This is a genomic window from Paenibacillus sp. JT31N11, assembly GCF_056269285.1.
The window spans coordinates 173751-190374 of record NZ_JBWDNQ010000015.1; the positions used below are offsets into that span (position 1 = coordinate 173751).

17 protein-coding genes are annotated in these 16624 nt (G+C 53.1%); 15 read left to right on the forward strand and 2 right to left on the reverse strand.

Annotation, left to right across the window (positions count from 1 at the left end):
• The first annotated feature begins 187 nt into the window (after nucleotides 1-187).
• From AC0YNV_RS33260 to AC0YNV_RS33270, 3 genes are all read left to right on the forward strand, one after another.
• Complete coding sequence (locus tag AC0YNV_RS33260; protein WP_210044112.1) at nucleotides 188-889, forward strand: ABC transporter ATP-binding protein; 702 nt, start codon at nucleotides 188-190, stop codon at nucleotides 887-889.
• Between the two features lie 179 nt (nucleotides 890-1068).
• Nucleotides 1069-2364, forward strand: a complete 1296-nt coding sequence (locus AC0YNV_RS33265) for an ABC transporter permease (protein ID WP_475771877.1) — start codon at nucleotides 1069-1071, stop codon at nucleotides 2362-2364.
• 114 nt (nucleotides 2365-2478) lie between these two features.
• Complete coding sequence (locus AC0YNV_RS33270) at nucleotides 2479-2874, forward strand: hypothetical protein (protein ID WP_475771878.1); 396 nt, start codon at nucleotides 2479-2481, stop codon at nucleotides 2872-2874.
• A 119-nt stretch (nucleotides 2875-2993) separates the two neighbouring features.
• On the opposite strand, the gene AC0YNV_RS33275 is transcribed toward AC0YNV_RS33270, so the two are convergent.
• Nucleotides 2994-4256 carry a BaiN/RdsA family NAD(P)/FAD-dependent oxidoreductase gene (locus AC0YNV_RS33275; RefSeq protein WP_475771879.1) on the reverse strand — a complete coding sequence of 421 codons (1263 nt, stop codon included), beginning with the start codon at nucleotides 4254-4256 and terminating at the stop codon, nucleotides 2994-2996.
• A gap of 265 nt (nucleotides 4257-4521) precedes the next feature.
• Between AC0YNV_RS33275 and AC0YNV_RS33280 the strand changes: the two genes are divergently transcribed.
• The 8 genes from AC0YNV_RS33280 (at nucleotide 4522) to AC0YNV_RS33315 (ending at nucleotide 11358) form a co-directional block, all read left to right on the forward strand.
• The gene (locus AC0YNV_RS33280) at nucleotides 4522-6213 is read left to right on the forward strand and encodes a two-component system sensor histidine kinase NtrB (protein ID WP_475771880.1); all 1692 of its coding nucleotides are present in this window, start codon (nucleotides 4522-4524) and stop codon (nucleotides 6211-6213) included.
• Nucleotide 6214: 1 nt separating this feature from the next.
• Nucleotides 6215-6880, forward strand: a complete 666-nt coding sequence (locus AC0YNV_RS33285; protein ID WP_475771881.1) for a hypothetical protein — start codon at nucleotides 6215-6217, stop codon at nucleotides 6878-6880.
• 46 nt (nucleotides 6881-6926) lie between these two features.
• Complete coding sequence (locus AC0YNV_RS33290) at nucleotides 6927-7085, forward strand: hypothetical protein (RefSeq protein WP_210044118.1); 159 nt, start codon at nucleotides 6927-6929, stop codon at nucleotides 7083-7085.
• Nucleotides 7086-7209: 124 nt separating this feature from the next.
• Nucleotides 7210-7644, forward strand: coding sequence for a BrxA/BrxB family bacilliredoxin (locus tag AC0YNV_RS33295; RefSeq protein ID WP_210044119.1), 435 nt, complete (start codon nucleotides 7210-7212; stop codon nucleotides 7642-7644).
• A gap of 11 nt (nucleotides 7645-7655) precedes the next feature.
• Nucleotides 7656-8465 carry an ammonia-dependent NAD(+) synthetase gene (gene nadE / locus AC0YNV_RS33300; protein WP_475771882.1) on the forward strand — a complete coding sequence of 270 codons (810 nt, stop codon included), beginning with the start codon at nucleotides 7656-7658 and terminating at the stop codon, nucleotides 8463-8465.
• 123 nt (nucleotides 8466-8588) lie between these two features.
• Nucleotides 8589-8984 carry a holo-ACP synthase gene (acpS, locus tag AC0YNV_RS33305; protein WP_475771883.1) on the forward strand — a complete coding sequence of 132 codons (396 nt, stop codon included), beginning with the start codon at nucleotides 8589-8591 and terminating at the stop codon, nucleotides 8982-8984.
• A gap of 380 nt (nucleotides 8985-9364) precedes the next feature.
• A complete protein-coding gene (locus tag AC0YNV_RS33310; protein ID WP_475771884.1) occupies nucleotides 9365-10525 on the forward strand; it encodes an MFS transporter in 1161 nt (386 codons plus the stop codon).
• 185 nt (nucleotides 10526-10710) lie between these two features.
• Nucleotides 10711-11358, forward strand: coding sequence for a nitroreductase family protein (locus AC0YNV_RS33315; RefSeq protein ID WP_475771885.1), 648 nt, complete (start codon nucleotides 10711-10713; stop codon nucleotides 11356-11358).
• A 320-nt stretch (nucleotides 11359-11678) separates the two neighbouring features.
• Here AC0YNV_RS33315 and AC0YNV_RS33320 read toward each other — a convergent pair whose 3' ends face one another.
• Nucleotides 11679-12026 (reverse strand): c-type cytochrome, encoded by a 348-nt coding sequence (locus tag AC0YNV_RS33320; RefSeq protein WP_475771886.1) that lies wholly within the window; start codon nucleotides 12024-12026, stop codon nucleotides 11679-11681.
• A 293-nt stretch (nucleotides 12027-12319) separates the two neighbouring features.
• On the opposite strand from AC0YNV_RS33320, the gene AC0YNV_RS33325 reads away from it, so the two are divergent.
• From AC0YNV_RS33325 to AC0YNV_RS33340, 4 genes are all read left to right on the forward strand, one after another.
• Nucleotides 12320-13111 carry a helix-turn-helix domain-containing protein gene (locus AC0YNV_RS33325; protein ID WP_475771894.1) on the forward strand — a complete coding sequence of 264 codons (792 nt, stop codon included), beginning with the start codon at nucleotides 12320-12322 and terminating at the stop codon, nucleotides 13109-13111.
• 2 nt (nucleotides 13112-13113) lie between these two features.
• Nucleotides 13114-14571, forward strand: a complete 1458-nt coding sequence (gene mutY, locus AC0YNV_RS33330; RefSeq protein ID WP_475771887.1) for an A/G-specific adenine glycosylase — start codon at nucleotides 13114-13116, stop codon at nucleotides 14569-14571.
• Between the two features lie 72 nt (nucleotides 14572-14643).
• Nucleotides 14644-15276: a bifunctional 4-hydroxy-2-oxoglutarate aldolase/2-dehydro-3-deoxy-phosphogluconate aldolase gene (locus AC0YNV_RS33335; protein WP_475771888.1), complete on the forward strand. Its 633-nt coding sequence runs from the start codon at nucleotides 14644-14646 to the stop codon at nucleotides 15274-15276.
• 11 nt (nucleotides 15277-15287) lie between these two features.
• A complete protein-coding gene (locus AC0YNV_RS33340; RefSeq protein ID WP_475771889.1) occupies nucleotides 15288-16175 on the forward strand; it encodes an alpha/beta hydrolase in 888 nt (295 codons plus the stop codon).
• The last annotated feature ends 449 nt before the right edge of the window (nucleotides 16176-16624 follow it).

Below are 16624 nucleotides of genomic sequence, written 5' to 3' on the forward strand. Positions count from 1 at the left end.
CCTCATCCTTTGCTTTGAGTGGTAGTAAAGAGTATATCATGGCTGGGACCGCTGTTGTATGCATGAATGCCTCCTCATCCTAAAGATGGTTATACGTGATTGACGGAGTACGATATACTATAATGAAGTGAAATAGGCTTGCCATGCGGTGAACGGTTTTGAAGATAAAGGAGTGAGCACGTAAACGATGAACGTATTAACGGTAGACATCCGAAATGCCGGCTATGAAGAGAGCAAGCCGATTATCCGCGACGTTTCCTTTTCCGTAGAGGCAGGCGAGCTGGTTGGATTGATTGGTCCCAACGGTGCGGGCAAAAGCACCACGATCAAGTCTCTGCTGGGACTTCTCCGCCATGTGGACGGGACGATCGTCTTCTCAGGCGAGAGCAAACGCTACGCCTATGTGCCGGAGCAGCCGGTGCTGTATGAATATATGACGCTCTGGGAGCATCTGCAGCTGGCGGCGGCAGCCTATGGACTGGATGAGACGACTTTTATGAAAAGAGCCGGATTGATGCTGGACAGATTTCGCATGACCGATGATCGTCACCGTCTGCCTACTGGCTTCTCCAAAGGCATGCAGCAGAAGATGATGCTTATTATCGGCTTTATGCTGCAGCCTGATGTATATGTGGTGGATGAGCCTTTCGTAGGCCTGGACCCTCGCGCGACCCGCGATTTCCTGGAGCTGCTGGAGGCGGAACGACGCCGCGGGGCCGGAGTCCTGATGTGCACGCATGTGCTGGATACGGCCGAGAGAATCTGCAACCGGATCCTGCTTATTAATGGCGGCTCCGTTGTCGCCCAGGGGACGCTGGACGCCGTCAGGGAGCAGGCAGGCTGCGCTGCGGATGCGCCGCTTACGGATTGTTTCTATGCGCTTACTTGAACCGGGAAAACAGGCAGCGCCTGCCGGAAGAGGCATAGAACGCGGTCATCATGTTTTGTTTTTTAATTAGAAGTAAGTCTAATATCCGGTCTATACGGCAACATATATTTCTGAGATGAAGAAGCCTGCTGCGCCGTCAAAGAAAGACGGGCAGCCGTTTCTTCTTGGGAGGTTCTAAGGTGGAGTCAATACCAGCAGCACCGCTTGATGTGAAAGAGGACAAGCCCGGGAGCTGGACGGCAAGAAAGCTGTTCCGCCGCAGGGCGGTCCGTTATATCCGGGAGCAGTGGGGCGTCTGGCGTACGGCTCTGGATTGGTCGGTGTGGCTTTATATCGTGATCCCGGGACTCTGGATCGGGGGCGGGCTCTATGTGGAGCTGTGGCGCGATCCGCCGGTCTGGCTTGCCGACATGCCCTTGTGGGTTGGTGAGCGGATTGCTTTGATTGCCGTATTGGTTGGACGTTTGCGGACGTTCGCGGAAGACGCCGATGTGCTCTTTCTCCTGCAGAGAAAAGAATGGGGACGCAGCCTGACGCTGCGCGGCATGGGTTACACGGCTGTCATATTGTCCATTCTGACTGTTCTGATCTATGCGTTCCTGCTTCCTTTTCTCATTACCCTGCATGGCCTCACGATGAGCTCGGTCGTGTCATTGGCTGTATTTACCCTTATATGGTCAATGATCGGAGCAATCTGGCGCAACCTGATCGAAGGGCGCTACCGCGGCTGGCGCAAATGGCTGTGGAAGCTGCTGTCCACCATTATATTGGGCGCAACCTATATTATACCGGTTATCATATTCGGAGCGGATTGGCTTCAGCTGCTGCTGCCGATTGCGCTCGGAGCCGTCGTTCTCCTGGCTCTGATGCGCCTGAAGCTGCGGGCGCGCGATACATTCGACTCGGACGTCCAGCAGGAGCATAAGGCCCGTCTGGCTGTCACAGGACTGCTTCTGCGGGGCGTCATCGCCCGCAAGCCGCGTATCCAGTTGAACCGGCCGTTGATTTTCCGCCAGTCGAACCGGATATTCAAGTCATTTGATGCGGAGGCTATCTTGGCGGAGGCCGTCCTGAAATCTTTCCTGAGGCGCTTCTCCCTGCTGCGGATCTGGCTGAGCTTTGCCGCGCTTTCGGTGCTTGCCGTCAGCTTGTCGCCAGGGGGATTGAAGCTGCTCATAATCGCCGTTTTCCCTATTCTGTTGTCACTATGGGTCCAGTCTCATTGGCGGAATGTGATTGCTGAGGCTTTTATTGCTCAATTCCAATGGCCGGACGACGTTCTCATGCAGTCCGGGGAACGTATCCGCTTCTGGATCGTGGTGCCTGCCGTTGGGTTTATGGGCCTGGTGGGAGGATTGCAAATGTACGGGCTTGGGGGACTCCTGCTTATCGTACCGGCTGTATTCGTATGGATGGTCATCAATAAATTCCTGTCCACCTTCATGATGCTCAGATTCAAGCAGGAGAAGGGCTGAAATTCTGATGGATTCAGACGGCGGTGAACGGCAGGTCTGCATGGCACAGCATTAAAAAGGGCACACTGTTGACAATAGGGTCGACATTCCAAGTAGGAAGGGAAAGTGTGCGCGATGCGAAATTATATGGACCTGCTGTTTGAATTTGCTGATGAGAACGACGCGGCGCTGGCATCCAATACGTTGGATGAGCTTGGTTATGCTCCAGTGCTTTTGGATGGAAAACCTAATGTTCATATTCAGCTGGACGGGGGAGATCTGACCTCCGCAATCGAGATCGCGCAGGCGCATGGCGGCAAGCTGGCTGTGCAGGAAATTCCCATTCCGGCGCATATGGTCAATGAGGACTGGATCGCCAAAGAGGAGCAAAGCGAGCCTGGGCAAACGGGATTAATTGTGCCCGATGCCGAGGACTCCCTGCATAACCGCGATGAGGATACCCGGCAGGAAAATCTCACTGGCTGCGACAGCGGCACTTACGATCATTTTTCCGGCGATGTGCATAATTGAATAACGTGACAACTCAAAACCTGGAATAGACGGCTTTGCAGGCATGCAGCGTCTGTCGTTCCTTCCTGCAAAGCTGACAGCGCCACAATGGCTGTCAGCTTTGTTCATGCCGAAGGGACTTATTGCTGCAGCCCAGCTGCGCTCATTCCTGCCGTATAGCCGGTTGTGAAGGCGGCCGTGATGTTATAACCTCCGGTGTACCCATGGATATCCAATATTTCGCCGCAAAAGAACAGTCCCGGCGTCAGCCTGGATTGCATCGTGCCGGGATCGACTTCCTTCAGGTTTACGCCGCCTCCGGTAACGAAAGCCTCTTCGATTGACAAGGTGCCGTTTACGTTGACCGGAATCCGCTTCATCAGCCGCACAAGCTCCATCCAGGGTCCTTTCGCCACATTGTCAAAGGTCAAATCCCCCGAAATTCCGCTGCGGCGCAGCAGCCATTCCAGCAGCCGTTCCTGCACGACCGTGCGAAGAACATTTTTGATTGCCTTCTTGGGCTCAGCCTTGATGAGCGACATCGTGCCCGTGTATAATTCGTCGGCCGATTGCTCCGGGAACAAATCAATACTGACCACTACATCACCCTTGGGATCCTTCCTGAGCGCCTTTACGACAAACTGGCTGCAGCGGAGTGCGGCAGGACCCGACAGGCCGAAATGGGTGAAAATCATATCCCCTTCATGCTCAACAAGCTTCTTTCCCTTCGCATTCCATACCGTGAGCGTGATGCTCTGCAGGGATATGCCCTGAAGCTCGCGGTTCTGGATCCAGGGCTCGGCCGAGGTAAGCGGCACCTCCGTGGGGTACAGCTCCGTAATCGTATGACCGGCCTGCTCCGCCCAGGGATAGCCATCACCGGTCGAGCCGGTATGCGGCACGGATTTCCCTCCGGTCGCAATGATAACGGCTGCACTTCTGATCTCTTCTCCTGAGCGCAGTTTCACGCCAAGCAGCTCTCCGTCCTTAATCAGTAGACCGGCCACCGGCTCGTTGACCCGCATCTCGACACCTTCCGAGCTTGCTTTGCGGATAAGAGTTTCCACGACCGATTTGGCTTTATCCGATACAGGAAACATTCGCCCGCGATCCTCTTCCTTCAAAGGAATGCCAAGCTGCTCGAAGAAAACCATAATGTCGCGGTTGCTGAACTGGGCAAGAGCGCTGTAGAGAAACCGCCCATTGCCGGGGATATGACGGATCAGCTCCTCGAGCTCCTTGGCATTGGTCACGTTGCATCGGCCGCCTCCGGAAATGCCAAGCTTTCTTCCCAGTTTATTGCCTTTATCAATAAGCAGGGTCCGGGCTCCTCTTTCTGCTGCAGCAATGGAAGCCATTAGTCCGGAAGGCCCTCCTCCCACAATGACGACATCGTAATTCATATATTCTCCTCGCTCATAAACAGTTATTTGGACAATGCTGCTGTGCAGCCAGATTCGTCTCCACTATCATACTACCTTTGTTCTTTTTGCGTCCATATTTGCTCCACTGCGTAGCGTCTATTCGACAACATCAGATTTTATGGCATTTTTCCTGAGTGAGTCAATGGATCGATGATTGTAAATTTGATAGACCTATGTTTTAATCGGAGAGAATGGGAATAAACAGCTGGTAAAATAAGGGATGGATTGGGGGGAGATCGGATATTTGTGGAAGCAAACGCTATTGCAACTCATTGTCGCTTTGATACCCGTGTTTGTCTTTCAGACGTGGACTGAGCATCTCAAACAAAACAAGGGATTTTCCATTTGTATTGCCTTGACCTGCAGCGTATCCATCTTGTTTGGATCCGTCACCACGATAAGCTTCCATGGGTTCGATCTTGATTTTCGGGCCATTCCATTACTGATCGGTTCTCTATATGGGGGAAGCTTTACAGCAGTCGCATTGGCATTCATGTTTGCGCTCTCACAGTTTCTGAGGAACGGATGGGGGATCGGAATCGATCTGGTCGGACTTGTTATTGTTCTTATCCCAATGCTGTTTGTATCCATAAAACGATTTCAACAATCTTCGCTCAAAGAAAAACAGTTTATCGCCTTTTTTATGATCACCATTATGGCTTTGGTTATGGGAGATTCCTTATTCAGTCATCTTGTATCTTCCAGGCATTTCTATGATTCAGCCGTTGTCCGGTATTATTTATTGTATGGACTGATCAGCATGATTGCAGTGGTTTTTTGCATCAGTCTGATGGAAAAAATATTAAAAAGCCAAAAAAATATCGATGAGTTTCAAAATGTATCAAACGAGCTGCGAAGTGAGGCTCACACGCTCCACCAAATGCTTGAGGAAAGCCAAGTTGGCGTCATATTCGTGGACAGGAGCGGTATTGTTTCCCACCTTAACAAGCGGGCCATGTGTATTCTGAACCATAAACTTTCATCGGGGGACCCGGAGGATTTGATCGGCAAGTCCTATACCAGCCTTTACGAGAATGTGGAGCAGGACGAATTGGGACAGTTGATTGCAGAGGCGTTAAGCGGCAATAATATGTCCAGCGACAGCGTGCAGGAGCAGGGCAAGATTTATTTGAAGCAGGGATTCAGCGTCCGTGACCAGCAAAACAAAACCGTTATCGGTGCGGCTCTTATGCTTTACGACAAGACGGAGGTAAGCCGTCTGCGCGATGAAGTCGGGCGGATGGAACGGCTTAGCCTCGTCGGGCAGATGGCTGCCAGCATCACGCATGAAATCCGCAATCCAATGGCCGTAATTCGCGGCTTCGTACAATTGATGCGGGAGCGCAGTCCCGATCATCAACAGGAATATTTTCGTATCGTCATGGACGAGCTTGATCGGGCCAACAGCATTATCAACGACTTTCTTTCTCTTGCCCAGAACCAGATGATTGAGAAGGAAAGCTGTTCGCTGCATGATCTGATCAATGAAATGCTGCCGCTGCTCTGGGCTGACGCCAATATGCGGGGGCAATCCATTGAACTGGAGCTGGCTGATCAAATGCCGCGCCTTCTGCTCAATGTAAAAGAAATGAAACAGCTTATATTGAATCTGGCCCGCAACGGGATGGAGGCCATGGATCAGAAGGGTGTGCTTACTCTTGGGACGGTCGTTCATGCCCAGCAGGTGGAGCTTCGGGTTGGCGACAACGGCTGCGGGATTTCCGCGGAGCAGCAGGAGAGGCTGTTCGAACCCTTTTATACAACAAAATTACGCGGTACAGGCCTTGGCCTTCCGCTTTGCCTTAGTATCGTCGAACGTCACGGGGGTCAAATCAAGGTTGAATCGACAGAAGGTGAAGGTACGCTGTTTATTGTAGCCTTCAGCATGCAGCAGCGAATACATGAGGCCGCAGCAGCGGCGGAATATGGAGAATAGGATGCCGGAACTGGTTTCAATTGGATCAGCTCGCCTGGATGGCTTGCTGCTGACTTTTATTTTATCGGCCGCAGCCGGGCTTGGCGCATTGTGGCTGTGGCAGAGGAGAAGTCCGGATAGCCCGGACAGGGTCCTGCAGGATCTGTTGTTCAACGCGGTTGTAATTGCTTTGCTGGGATGGAAGCTGGCTTTTATAATAAGAGACCCCGAGTCAGTCTGGAATTCGCCGCAATCGCTGCTGCTTGTACGAGGAAGCGATACAGATGCCTTGATCGGCCTGTTCTTGGCCCTGTTGTATCTGCTGATTGCGGTCCGAGTCCGCAAGCTTTCCTGGCTGCGTCTGTTGGATACCGCGGCTATGGCTGTCCTTCCGGGCAGTGCGGTTTGGAACGGGCTGACGGATTTTCCCTATCGGATTATCTATGCGCTGTTATTTCTTATTGTATACATATATCTTCTGCGGTCGGTCCAGGCAAATGAGCCTGTAAGCGGAGAATACGGGAGAGCAGGGCTGCTGGGCGCGGGGATAGGAGGGCTGGTGGTCAGCCTGTTCGCTCCGTACCCGCCAGGCGATTTTCCGGATTTGACAGCGGGCCTGAGCGCTCTGCAGTGGTGCTTCATCCTGCTTGCGGCTGGAGGAGCGCTGCTGCAGGTAAAAAAGGGATAACCCGGCAGAATTGCGCACATACTAGCACCGGAAGGAGGTGCTGGCAGTGAACAACAGTCAAGACGGACAAACGAAGCAGGTTCCTGCAGAGGCGCAGGATAGCGCTGAGCAGAAGCAGCAGCGCAGACAGCAATCGGGTGGCAAGGCACCGGAATCGGCAGGTTTTGATAAGAAATTGGACGGCCCGAACCGGCCTTCGATATAGCGTCTGCGGCGGAAGCCGGCAATAGGGTCAGCAATCGGTCAGTGCCGGTTGCTTTTTCTTTTGCTTTCAAATTCCGTCGGCGTTATAATAGTAGAAAACGATCTCATATTAGGAGTGATTACACATGTCAATGTCTTTTGAACGATATATGCTCGATATGGTGCAGCCGATGCGCGATGATCTTACACGCCTTGGAATCGAGGAGCTTCGCACGCCCGAAGAAGTGGAAGCAAAGCTTCCGGATGCCAAAGGAACCGCGCTTGTTGTTGTCAACTCCGTTTGCGGTTGCGCAGCGGGTCAATGCCGTCCAGGGGTAGCCGAGGCGCTCCAGAACGAATTGAAGCCCGACCACCTGTACACCGTGTTTGCTGGACAGGATAAAGAAGCGACAGCCAAAGCTCGTGAATATTTTGCTCCATACCCTCCTTCATCTCCGTCGATTGCCATAATGAAAGACGGCGAACTGGTTTACTTTATCGAACGTCATCAAATCGAGAACCGTTCGGCAGCCGACATCGCGGCAGATCTGACTTCCGCTTTCGAACGTTTTTGCAGCTAAGAGGTGATGGGATGAGCTTACAGCAGGAAATTATTGCGAAGCTTGGCGTAAAACCGGAAATCGATCCGAAGGATGAAATACGCAAGCGGGTTGACTTTCTGAAGGAATACGTTGTGAAATCAGGGACGACCGGGCTGCTCATCGCAATAAGCGGCGGGATCGACAGCGCCGTTGCCGCCGGCCTGTGCAAGCAAGCGACCGATGAGCTGTCTGCGGAGACAGGCAAGGATTATATGACGCTTGGCGTCTTCCAGCCCTACGGGGAGCAAAGCGATATTGCCCATAGCTACGAGGTGGCGGAGGCTTTTAACCTGAAGCACCGCATTGAAACCAACATTGAGGAAGCGGTTGATGAGGTCGCCCTTGAGGTGGAGCATGGCTTGAAGTCGATTGGCATGTCCCGGCATATCAGCCGCGGCGGCAAAGGCAATGTGAAGGCGCGTACCCGGATGGTTACGCAGTACGCATTGGCCTTTGAGCTTAATCTGCTGGTCGTCGGCACGGATCATGCCTCGGAAGCCATTACCGGCTTCTACACCAAATGGGGAGACGGGGCAGTTGATATTACCCCCCTCTCCACGCTGAACAAACGCCAGGTCCGCCAGCTGGCAGCCTTTCTCGGCGTTCCCGCAAGCGTACAGGGCAAAGCTCCTACCGCGGGACTTTGGGAAGGTCAGACGGATGAGGAAGAGCTGGGTATCACCTATGATGAGAACAGCGCTTATCTCGAAGGCAAAACGGTAAGTGATGCAGCCCGCGAGAAGCTGGAACGCCAGTACATCAAGACTGCACATAAACGCGAGCCGATTCCCGGCATATAAGCAGTATGTCCAATAAGCTCTTCACCCTATCAGGTGGGGAGCTTATTGACGTTTGCAGTTATTACGCTTCGGTGGAGAATCCGGCATTCCGAACTACACAGCAAGCAAGGGAGAGAAATCTGAATGATTGTCGGGATCGGGCATGATTTGACATCGCTGGAACGAATGAAGAGGCTGCTGGAAGGAACTGCAGGGGCCCGTTTCCAGGAAAGGATATTAACGCCTCTTGAGCTGAGGAGGGCGGCTGAGATGAGCGGCCTGCGGCTTATTGAGTTCACAGCAGGCCGCTTCGCCGCCAAGGAAGCGGTATCCAAAGCCTTCGGCTGCGGAATCGGCCGTACGCTGTCCTTTCACGATATCGAGATTGGCCGCGATGATTGCGGCAAGCCGCTCTGCAGACTGGCTGACAAGGCTTGGGAGAGGCTCAGGATGTCTCCGGCATCAACGGCCATCCATGTCACGATAACGCATGATCACTCGCTGGCTTCGGCTTTTGTGATCGTTGAGCGAATGGCATAAGAGAAGCAGTCGGATTTCTGGTCAAAGGGAGCCCGGATTCACAGTCCGCGGGTCAGCATAATTTTGCAATAATAGGAAGGCAGTCCTGGTCGGATACGGTCCGGGACTGCCTTTTTGCCGTTCTAATTTTTGAATTTACCTTCCATTTATTTGTACTGTTAGGTAAGTATATAATGCTCTATAGACAGTCTTGAATTGTTTTTCCTTGAATTTTCTTATTGACAATAAAGGTCGGCTGCCTTATATTTACCTAACGGTACATATATATTGTGCCATAAAAAATGAGTTCGGAATAACTGCTATTACAGCTTAAAGAGACAAAGAATATAAACTGTAAAAGCTTAGATATCTCCATCTCAGAAATTCAGGAGGAGTACAAAATGAGCAAGTCTTTGCCGTCAATTCGAACTTGGCTGGGAGTGATTTCTCTCGCGCTGGGGGCAGCCGTTATCGTGACGACCGAATTCATCCCTGTCGGCTTCCTGCCGAACGTTGCCGACGATTTGAATGTGACGCTTGGAGCTGCGGGATTGATGGTGCTCGTCCCTGGCCTGAGCGCGGCTGTCGCGGCGCCTCTGGTTATCGTCGGAGCCGGCCGTCTCGACCGCCGCCTTCTGATTGTTATACTGGGCATTCTCGTCGTGCTGTCGAATGCGATAGCGTTCGTGGCGCCTAACTTCGGCATCTTGCTTCTGGCGAGAGTGTTTCTCGGGGTCGCGATTGGCGGTTTTTGGGCCGTTGTCCCTTCTCTGGGCTTTCGCCTGGCAGGCCCGGAGGCGGGCACGCGTGCAACGTCGGTTATTTTGGCAGGCCTATCGGCGGGTACCGTAATCGGACTCCCCGCAGGACAGTTCTTCGGGAACCTCATTGGATGGCGGTTGACTTTTGCCGGAGCGGCGGCTTTGGCCGTCCTGATCGTCGTCATTCAGCTTGCGGTTCTGCCGAAGATTCCGGCGATAGGTAGGATGCGGTTCTCTCACCTCATAAAGGTGTTCCGCGTTCCGATCGGCCGGACCGTGCTTATCGCGGGAGGAATGGTCACTGTGGGGCAGTTCGCCGCATCCACCTTTGTGACGCCGTTTCTCCTGCAGAATGCTCATATGGAGTCTGGGCTGGCTACTGTGCTGTTCCTTGGTTACGGGCTCGCCGGCATCGTCGGCACGCTGCTCGGCAGTGCACTTGTGGCACGCAGCCGCATTTGGACCTTCGTGGGCGCCGCCGCCGCGTTTGGGGTCATCCTGGCCGTCCTGCCCGCACTGAGCGATGCTCCGATTATCGTCAGCATTCTTTTTATCGCATGGGGCATCATATGGGGACTTGTGCCTCTGGCGCTTCAGACCCTGATGCTGACAGCAACTCCGGATGCCCCGGAAGCATCGTCCGCCATGCTGATCACCGTGATGCAGCTGGCCATTGCGGTCGGCTCCGCACTGGGGGGCCTGCTTGTTGACTCGGCCGGGCTGGCTGCCGTATTCATCGTCAGTGGAATCATTGCCATCGCTTCGTCGCTCTTTGGTCTTATCGCACGCCGCGGCGTGTGACTGATTCCAGTGTCTCTACAATTCAACGGTTGACATTGGAGAGCGCAGGAATTAATATACCTTTAGGTACAAAACAATGTTCAACAATTTTTGCAAGGAATTTACCAGTGGCTCTACTGGGAAGTAAAGCATTGTTTTAATGGCTTGACGAATTTATTAGTTCCATCATAGGAGGAGTTCAAAAAATGGAGACAAGCATATTCAAAGAGACTGATTTTTTCACCGTTATTCGCGATCGGCACGCGGTGCGCAAATATGATCCCAACGTGAAGATTCCCGTACAGGAGCTGAAAGAGATGCTGTCGCAGGCTACTCTCGCTCCTTCCGGAGCCAATGTGCAGCCATGGAGATTTCTGGTCATTGACGATCCGGCTCTGAAAGAGAAGCTGCTGCCGGTTGCCTTTAATCAAGAGCAGACGGTGACTTCTGCCGCGATGGTTGTCGTTTTGGCAGACCTGGAAGCCTATAAAGAAGTGGATAAAATTTATTCGCAGGCGGTCGAGGCCGGATACATGACGGCCGAGACGAAAGATCAGCTCGTCACAAACCTGACAAACCATTACACGAAATCCAGCCCTGACAAGACGAAAAGCGCTTTTCTCATTGATGCGGGCCTTGTCTCCATGCAGCTTATGCTTGTGGCAAAAGCGCATGGCTACGATACGGTACCAATGGCCGGTTATAACGCCCAACAGCTCAAAGAATTGTTCGATATACCGGACCGCTATACCGATGTTATGCTGATTGCGGTCGGCAAAGCGCTTGAGCCCGCTCATCCGACTGTCCGCCTGCCTGTCGAAGACGTGACGTTCTGGAATGGTATCAGCAAATAATATCTCATCACCAGCTTGAAACTGTACTCCAATTGAAGGACATATGTGAAATATAATGATCCGAAAACAGGCACTGGCGTTATCGCGCGCTGCCTGTTTTTCTTTTGTTTCGCGCGCTTTTCCGCATTTTCCCAAAACGCCTGCCGCAGCTTGACTTCCTGAAGTCTGAAGCGTATGTTTATAATTCACGCCAAAATATAAAAAAAGAACCCTATCATCCGGTTGAAAGCGGATAGGGGTACTGTTGATCCTTTCGGATAGGTCAGTATGAAGAGCCTGCGCCAATTGAGCGGGTTCTTTTTATATTAGAGGATAAATTGTCATTTCTTGCCGCTGAGCCAGCTTGCCAGCCCTTCGATCTCTTCAGCCGTCAGCCGAGACTCGAATGCAGGCATGCTCTCGCCGCCTTTTTTAATTTGCCGGGCGATTTGTTCCTTGGATAACCGCTTGCCTACATGCTGAAGATTCGTTTCAGGGCCCATTTTACCCTGGAGCTCCGAGCCATGACAGGATATACAGGCGGAGCGGGCGATTTGCACAACCTCGGCCGGGCCTTCCAGCGCGTCTGAAGGACTTCCGCAGGCGCTTAGCAGCAAAATAGCCAGAATGGACAGAAGCAGGGATAGCAGCGGGCGCAAAGATGCCTGCCGATAGGATGGTATGATCACAAAGTCCTCCATTGTTCACCTTATAGAATCGTACTATGCCGCCAAAGGACAGTGCAGCCGTGTCTCCTGACTTTAGAACTAATCTTTCAGGGTATTTTCTCCAGTATAGGACGTTTGGGCAAACCTTTGCAAACCTGACATGCCCGGTCGTATCCTTTTAACCTTTTTGTACGTATAATGTTAGTTGGAGTGAATGAAAGTTTTCATTATTATGATGATTGGAGCAGAAAATGAAGCCTACCTACATGACGATCATCCGAAACTATTTTCACCATTTCCATGCTGATGTGGCAATGGCATCATTCTCATATACAAGACCGGGCTTGAGGGTGCAGAGCCTTCCCGAGTTTTATCGCTTATGGTACATAAAAGAAGGACAAGGGGTCCTTTATATGAACGGGCGCCGCTATGAAGTACAAACAGGGCAGCTGTATCTGCTGCCGCCGGGATCCCAGATCGTTTTTGGCAGCGAGACTTTGCCTGCCATCGGCATCTACTGGTGCCACTTTCGCGCATCAATGGGAGATATGCAGCTGTTTGAGCTGCTCCAGCTCCCATTTTGCGTTAAACCCGTACATGGAGATCATATCATCGATTGCTTCGAAAGCCTCATCCATGCTTTTCACTCGACATCTTTGTCCAGTGATTTGAGGGTGAAGGCGGGCATGCTTGAGGTTATTGCTTATTATCTCGATTATTGCGGACAGCAGGAGGAGATTATGCAGCGAATCGATTCGCTCGAAGTGATCGATCGTGTGTTAGAATATATTGATGAGCACCTGGATGGCAATATTGGTGTGGACGAGCTGGCGAAGCTGGCTTTTCTGCACCCGAACTACTTTATCAGTTTTTTCAAAAGTGCAGTCGGTTTTTCGCCTATTCAGTATGTCAACAGAAGACGCCTGGAGGAAGCCAGACGGCTGCTGGAACAAACGGACCGCGCTGTGAATGAGGTTGCCGGGCAGGTGGGGCTGCAAAATCATTATTTGTCCCGGCTGTTCAAGCAGCATATCGGATTGTCTCCGACGCAGTACAGACGCGTTCACCGCGAATCGCATCTCTTGCTCGAGGAAGGTGACCACTAAGTATGGATAGGGAAGCAGCAGATTATTTCAGCCGCGAGCTGCTCGGCTGGTACCGTGAGAATAAACGTGTCCTGCCATGGAGGATCAATCGTGATCCCTACAGGATCTGGGTATCCGAAGTGATGCTGCAGCAGACCCGGGTGGATACGGTCATTCCTTATTATGAACGTTTCATGGAGAAATTCCCTACGGCGGCTGCTCTTGCGCAGGCCCCCGAGGAGGAAGTGCTGAAGTGCTGGGAAGGGCTTGGCTATTATTCGCGTGCCCGCAACCTGCAGGCCGGGGCAAGCGAGGTGCTCACCCGGCACGGAGGCATTGTCCCGGATAACAAGGATGCCGTTTCGTCGCTGCGGGGAGTAGGCCCTTACACGGCTGGCGCTATTATGAGCATCGCCTTCAACCGGCCGGAGCCGGCTGTGGACGGCAACGTCATGCGTGTGCTGTCGCGGTATTTCTGCCTGGAGGACGATATTGCCAAGCCCTCGACGAGGATCAAAATCGAGAAGCTTGCTAAGTCGCTCATTCCTGAGGGAGCGGCGGGCGATTTCAATCAGGCGCTCATGGAGCTCGGAGCGCTTGTCTGTACTCCCAAGTCACCGGGCTGTCTGACCTGCCCGGTGATGGCGCACTGCGAGGGAAGGATGGCAGGGAAGGAGCATACGCTGCCGATCAAGACGAAGGCCAAGCCGCCGCGGCCGGAAATGCGGCTTGCCGCATTTGTTGTTGGCAGCGGCGAGCATGCCGGCAAGATACTGGTGCGTCAGCGACAGGGCAGCGGCCTGCTGGCCCGGATGTGGGAGCTGCCGCATGTATTGGGGCCCCAGCAGCCGCCAGGCAGCGAAGCGAGGCCCAGAGGCCGCGGGCGGAAAGCCGCTGCGGCTGGAGGCACTGCAGTTATCGGCAGCGGTGAAGCGCTGCTGATGCAGAGCGCAGCCGCAGCCGGAACAGATGGCGGCCTGCTTTCCCTGAAGAGCGCTGCGGAGCCGGATCTTATTCCGGATTCCGGGGTCGGACCTCGCGGCCTCGCTGCCAGCCGCGGCCTAGCAGGCAAGGCGAATACACACGCCATCCACGCGGATATGCTGTGCCGTGAGCTGTTTGCCCAGGACGGGCTGCTTGTCCGCCCGGCCGGCTGGTGGGGCGAGGCGGAGCATGTGTTCAGCCATATCGTTTGGGATGTGCAGGTGTACCGCGCGGAATTCGGGTATTGGCTTGCCAATGAAGCGGCGCTTGAAAAACCGGATCATTCGGAAGGAACGTTATTCGGGAGCGGAGGCGGTCAGAATTTCCTCGCGGCTGAGTCGGGCGCATCTTACACGACAAAGGGGAAGCCGCGGAAGGAACCAAGCGGCGGCCTGCCTCCACACTACCGCTGGATCGGGCCGGAAGATATGCGCGAGCTGGCTTTTCCCAATGTGTTTCTGCGCCTGCTTCGGGATTATTGGGATACCACCGATTGAATCTTGTACAGGATATCTTTTACAATAGAATAAGGCGCCAAAACAGCTATTAATGGAAATGGGGAATTTTGAATGAGCCAAATGTTGGATGTGCTGATCCGGGAGAAAATTGTGGCGATCTTCCGCAACATTGAGGACAAGTATGCCGATCAGGCAGCCGAGGCGCTGCTGAACGGCGGGATAACCCTGATGGAAATAACGATGAATACGCAGGGCGCTGCTGGGATGATCAGCCGATGGCGCGATAAATACGGGAACAGGGCGGGGATCGGCGCAGGAACGGTACTTGATCTGACGATGGCGAAGGAAGCCCTCGCTGCAGGCGCCCAGTTTCTGATTTCTCCCAATCTGGATGAAGCGGTTGTCGATTACGGAACGAAGAACGGCATTTCCGTATGGCCAGGCGTTATGACGCCAACTGAGATTGTAAGGGCATGGAAAGCGGGAGCGGAAGCGGTGAAGATCTTCCCAATGGGTACGCTTGGATGGAAGTATTTGGCGGAAATCAAAGCGCCTCTGGATAAAATACCGATGATGGCCACCGGCGGCGTCGATCTGGACAATATTCAGGACTACTTCAAAGCAGGCGCCTGTTCCGTGGGAATGGGCAGCAAACTGGTAAATATGGAATGGGTGAGAGAAGGACGTTTTGATTTGCTGACCGAGCGGGCCCGTAAATTCGCGGATGCGGTCAAATCGCTGTAGGCGGTGTAATTATGAGGATAGCTTTGATAATAAGCGCGGCGCTTGTCGCGCTTCTTTTGTGGTTGATCTGGATTATCGCAGCCAGAGCCCAGCAGCCGAGGAGAATTGCCAATCCTGCTGTTCCGGTCGGTAACTACCGGTCATTTGCATTCAACAGCGGAGGAATTGCGCTTCAGGCATGGCTCTTGTTTCCGGACGATGAGATGCAGTTCCGGGATTCCAGCCTGCTGCCGCTGGTTATCGTGGCGCATGGCTGGGGCTCTAATCGTTCGCGTGTGTTGAGATATACGCAGCCGCTGCTCGATGAGGGGCTCGCCGTTCTGCTGTATGATGCGCGAAGCCATGGGGACAGCGGAGCCATCAAAGCCCCTTCGGCGTTGATGTTTCGGGACGATATTCAAGCCGCGGTATTGGCTGCCCGTAAGCTGCCGGATATTGATCCGCAGCGGATAGCCGTTCTGGGCCATTCGCTCGGCGGCTTCGGCACGCTGCTCGCGCTGGGTGCGGGACTTCCTGTGCGGGCAGTTGTTACCGATTCGATGCCTACCCGCTTCGAGACCATGCTGAAGGCGGATTTGAAGCGGAAGAAGCTGCCGTTCTTCCCGCTTGGTTACTTCATTCCGGCGATTTGGCTGCTGCGTGCCGGGATCTCTCGTGCCGAATACAAGGCGGCACAAATTCCTTATGCGCTGGCGGCGAACGAAGCTGGTGCTGCGGTGCCGGTATTGATGATTCATGCGAAGGGAGACAGCTTCATCCCGGCGGATGATCTGCGGATACTTGCGGAGCAGTGGCCGGTTGATGCCTTTTATGTGGAGGGAAGCGGGCACAGCCAGTCCGAGCAGGACCCGCGGTTTTGGAGCAAAGTGATTCCATTTCTTAAGGAGAATCTCTTATAACAAAAAAAGAGGCCTGCGGCAATATCCGCAGGCGCAAGAGAGAATATATAATAAAGGGGGGTCATGTCTCTATTATAAGCAAATAAGATGAAAAGAACATGAAGGAAACATTACAATTATATTACAAAAACATCCGGGTTCTGGAGCAGATAGAGAGCGAGAGGTTCCGGATTACAAAAACATCCGGGTTCTGGAGCAGATAGAGAGCGAGAGGTTCCGGATTACAAAAACATCCGGGTTCTGGAGCAGATAGAGAGCGACAGGTTCCGGATTACAAAAACATCCGGGTTCTGGAGCAGATAGAGAGCGAGAGGTTCCGGATTACAAAAACATCCGGATTCTGGAGCAGATAGAGAGCGAGAGGTTCCGGATTACAAAAACATCCGGGTTCTGGAGCAGATAGAGAGCGACAGGTTCCGGATTACAAAAACATCCGGGTTCTGGAGCAG

Bases quoted from the DNA above. Each gene is read 5' to 3' on its own strand.
- AC0YNV_RS33260 (WP_210044112.1), top strand. From the start codon at position 188: ATGAACGTATTAACGGTAGACATCCGAAATGCCGGCTATGAAGAGAGC.
- AC0YNV_RS33270 (WP_475771878.1), top strand. From the start codon at position 2,479: ATGCGAAATTATATGGACCTGCTGTTTGAATTTGCTGATGAGAACGAC.
- AC0YNV_RS33275 (WP_475771879.1), bottom strand. From the start codon at position 4,256: ATGAATTACGATGTCGTCATTGTGGGAGGAGGGCCTTCCGGACTAATG.
- AC0YNV_RS33285 (WP_475771881.1), top strand. From the start codon at position 6,215: ATGCCGGAACTGGTTTCAATTGGATCAGCTCGCCTGGATGGCTTGCTG.
- AC0YNV_RS33295 (WP_210044119.1), top strand. From the start codon at position 7,210: ATGTCAATGTCTTTTGAACGATATATGCTCGATATGGTGCAGCCGATG.
- nadE (WP_475771882.1), top strand. From the start codon at position 7,656: ATGAGCTTACAGCAGGAAATTATTGCGAAGCTTGGCGTAAAACCGGAA.
- acpS (WP_475771883.1), top strand. From the start codon at position 8,589: ATGATTGTCGGGATCGGGCATGATTTGACATCGCTGGAACGAATGAAG.
- AC0YNV_RS33310 (WP_475771884.1), top strand. From the start codon at position 9,365: ATGAGCAAGTCTTTGCCGTCAATTCGAACTTGGCTGGGAGTGATTTCT.
- AC0YNV_RS33315 (WP_475771885.1), top strand. From the start codon at position 10,711: ATGGAGACAAGCATATTCAAAGAGACTGATTTTTTCACCGTTATTCGC.
- AC0YNV_RS33325 (WP_475771894.1), top strand. From the start codon at position 12,320: ATGGCATCATTCTCATATACAAGACCGGGCTTGAGGGTGCAGAGCCTT.
- mutY (WP_475771887.1), top strand. From the start codon at position 13,114: ATGGATAGGGAAGCAGCAGATTATTTCAGCCGCGAGCTGCTCGGCTGG.
- AC0YNV_RS33335 (WP_475771888.1), top strand. From the start codon at position 14,644: ATGAGCCAAATGTTGGATGTGCTGATCCGGGAGAAAATTGTGGCGATC.
- AC0YNV_RS33340 (WP_475771889.1), top strand. From the start codon at position 15,288: ATGAGGATAGCTTTGATAATAAGCGCGGCGCTTGTCGCGCTTCTTTTG.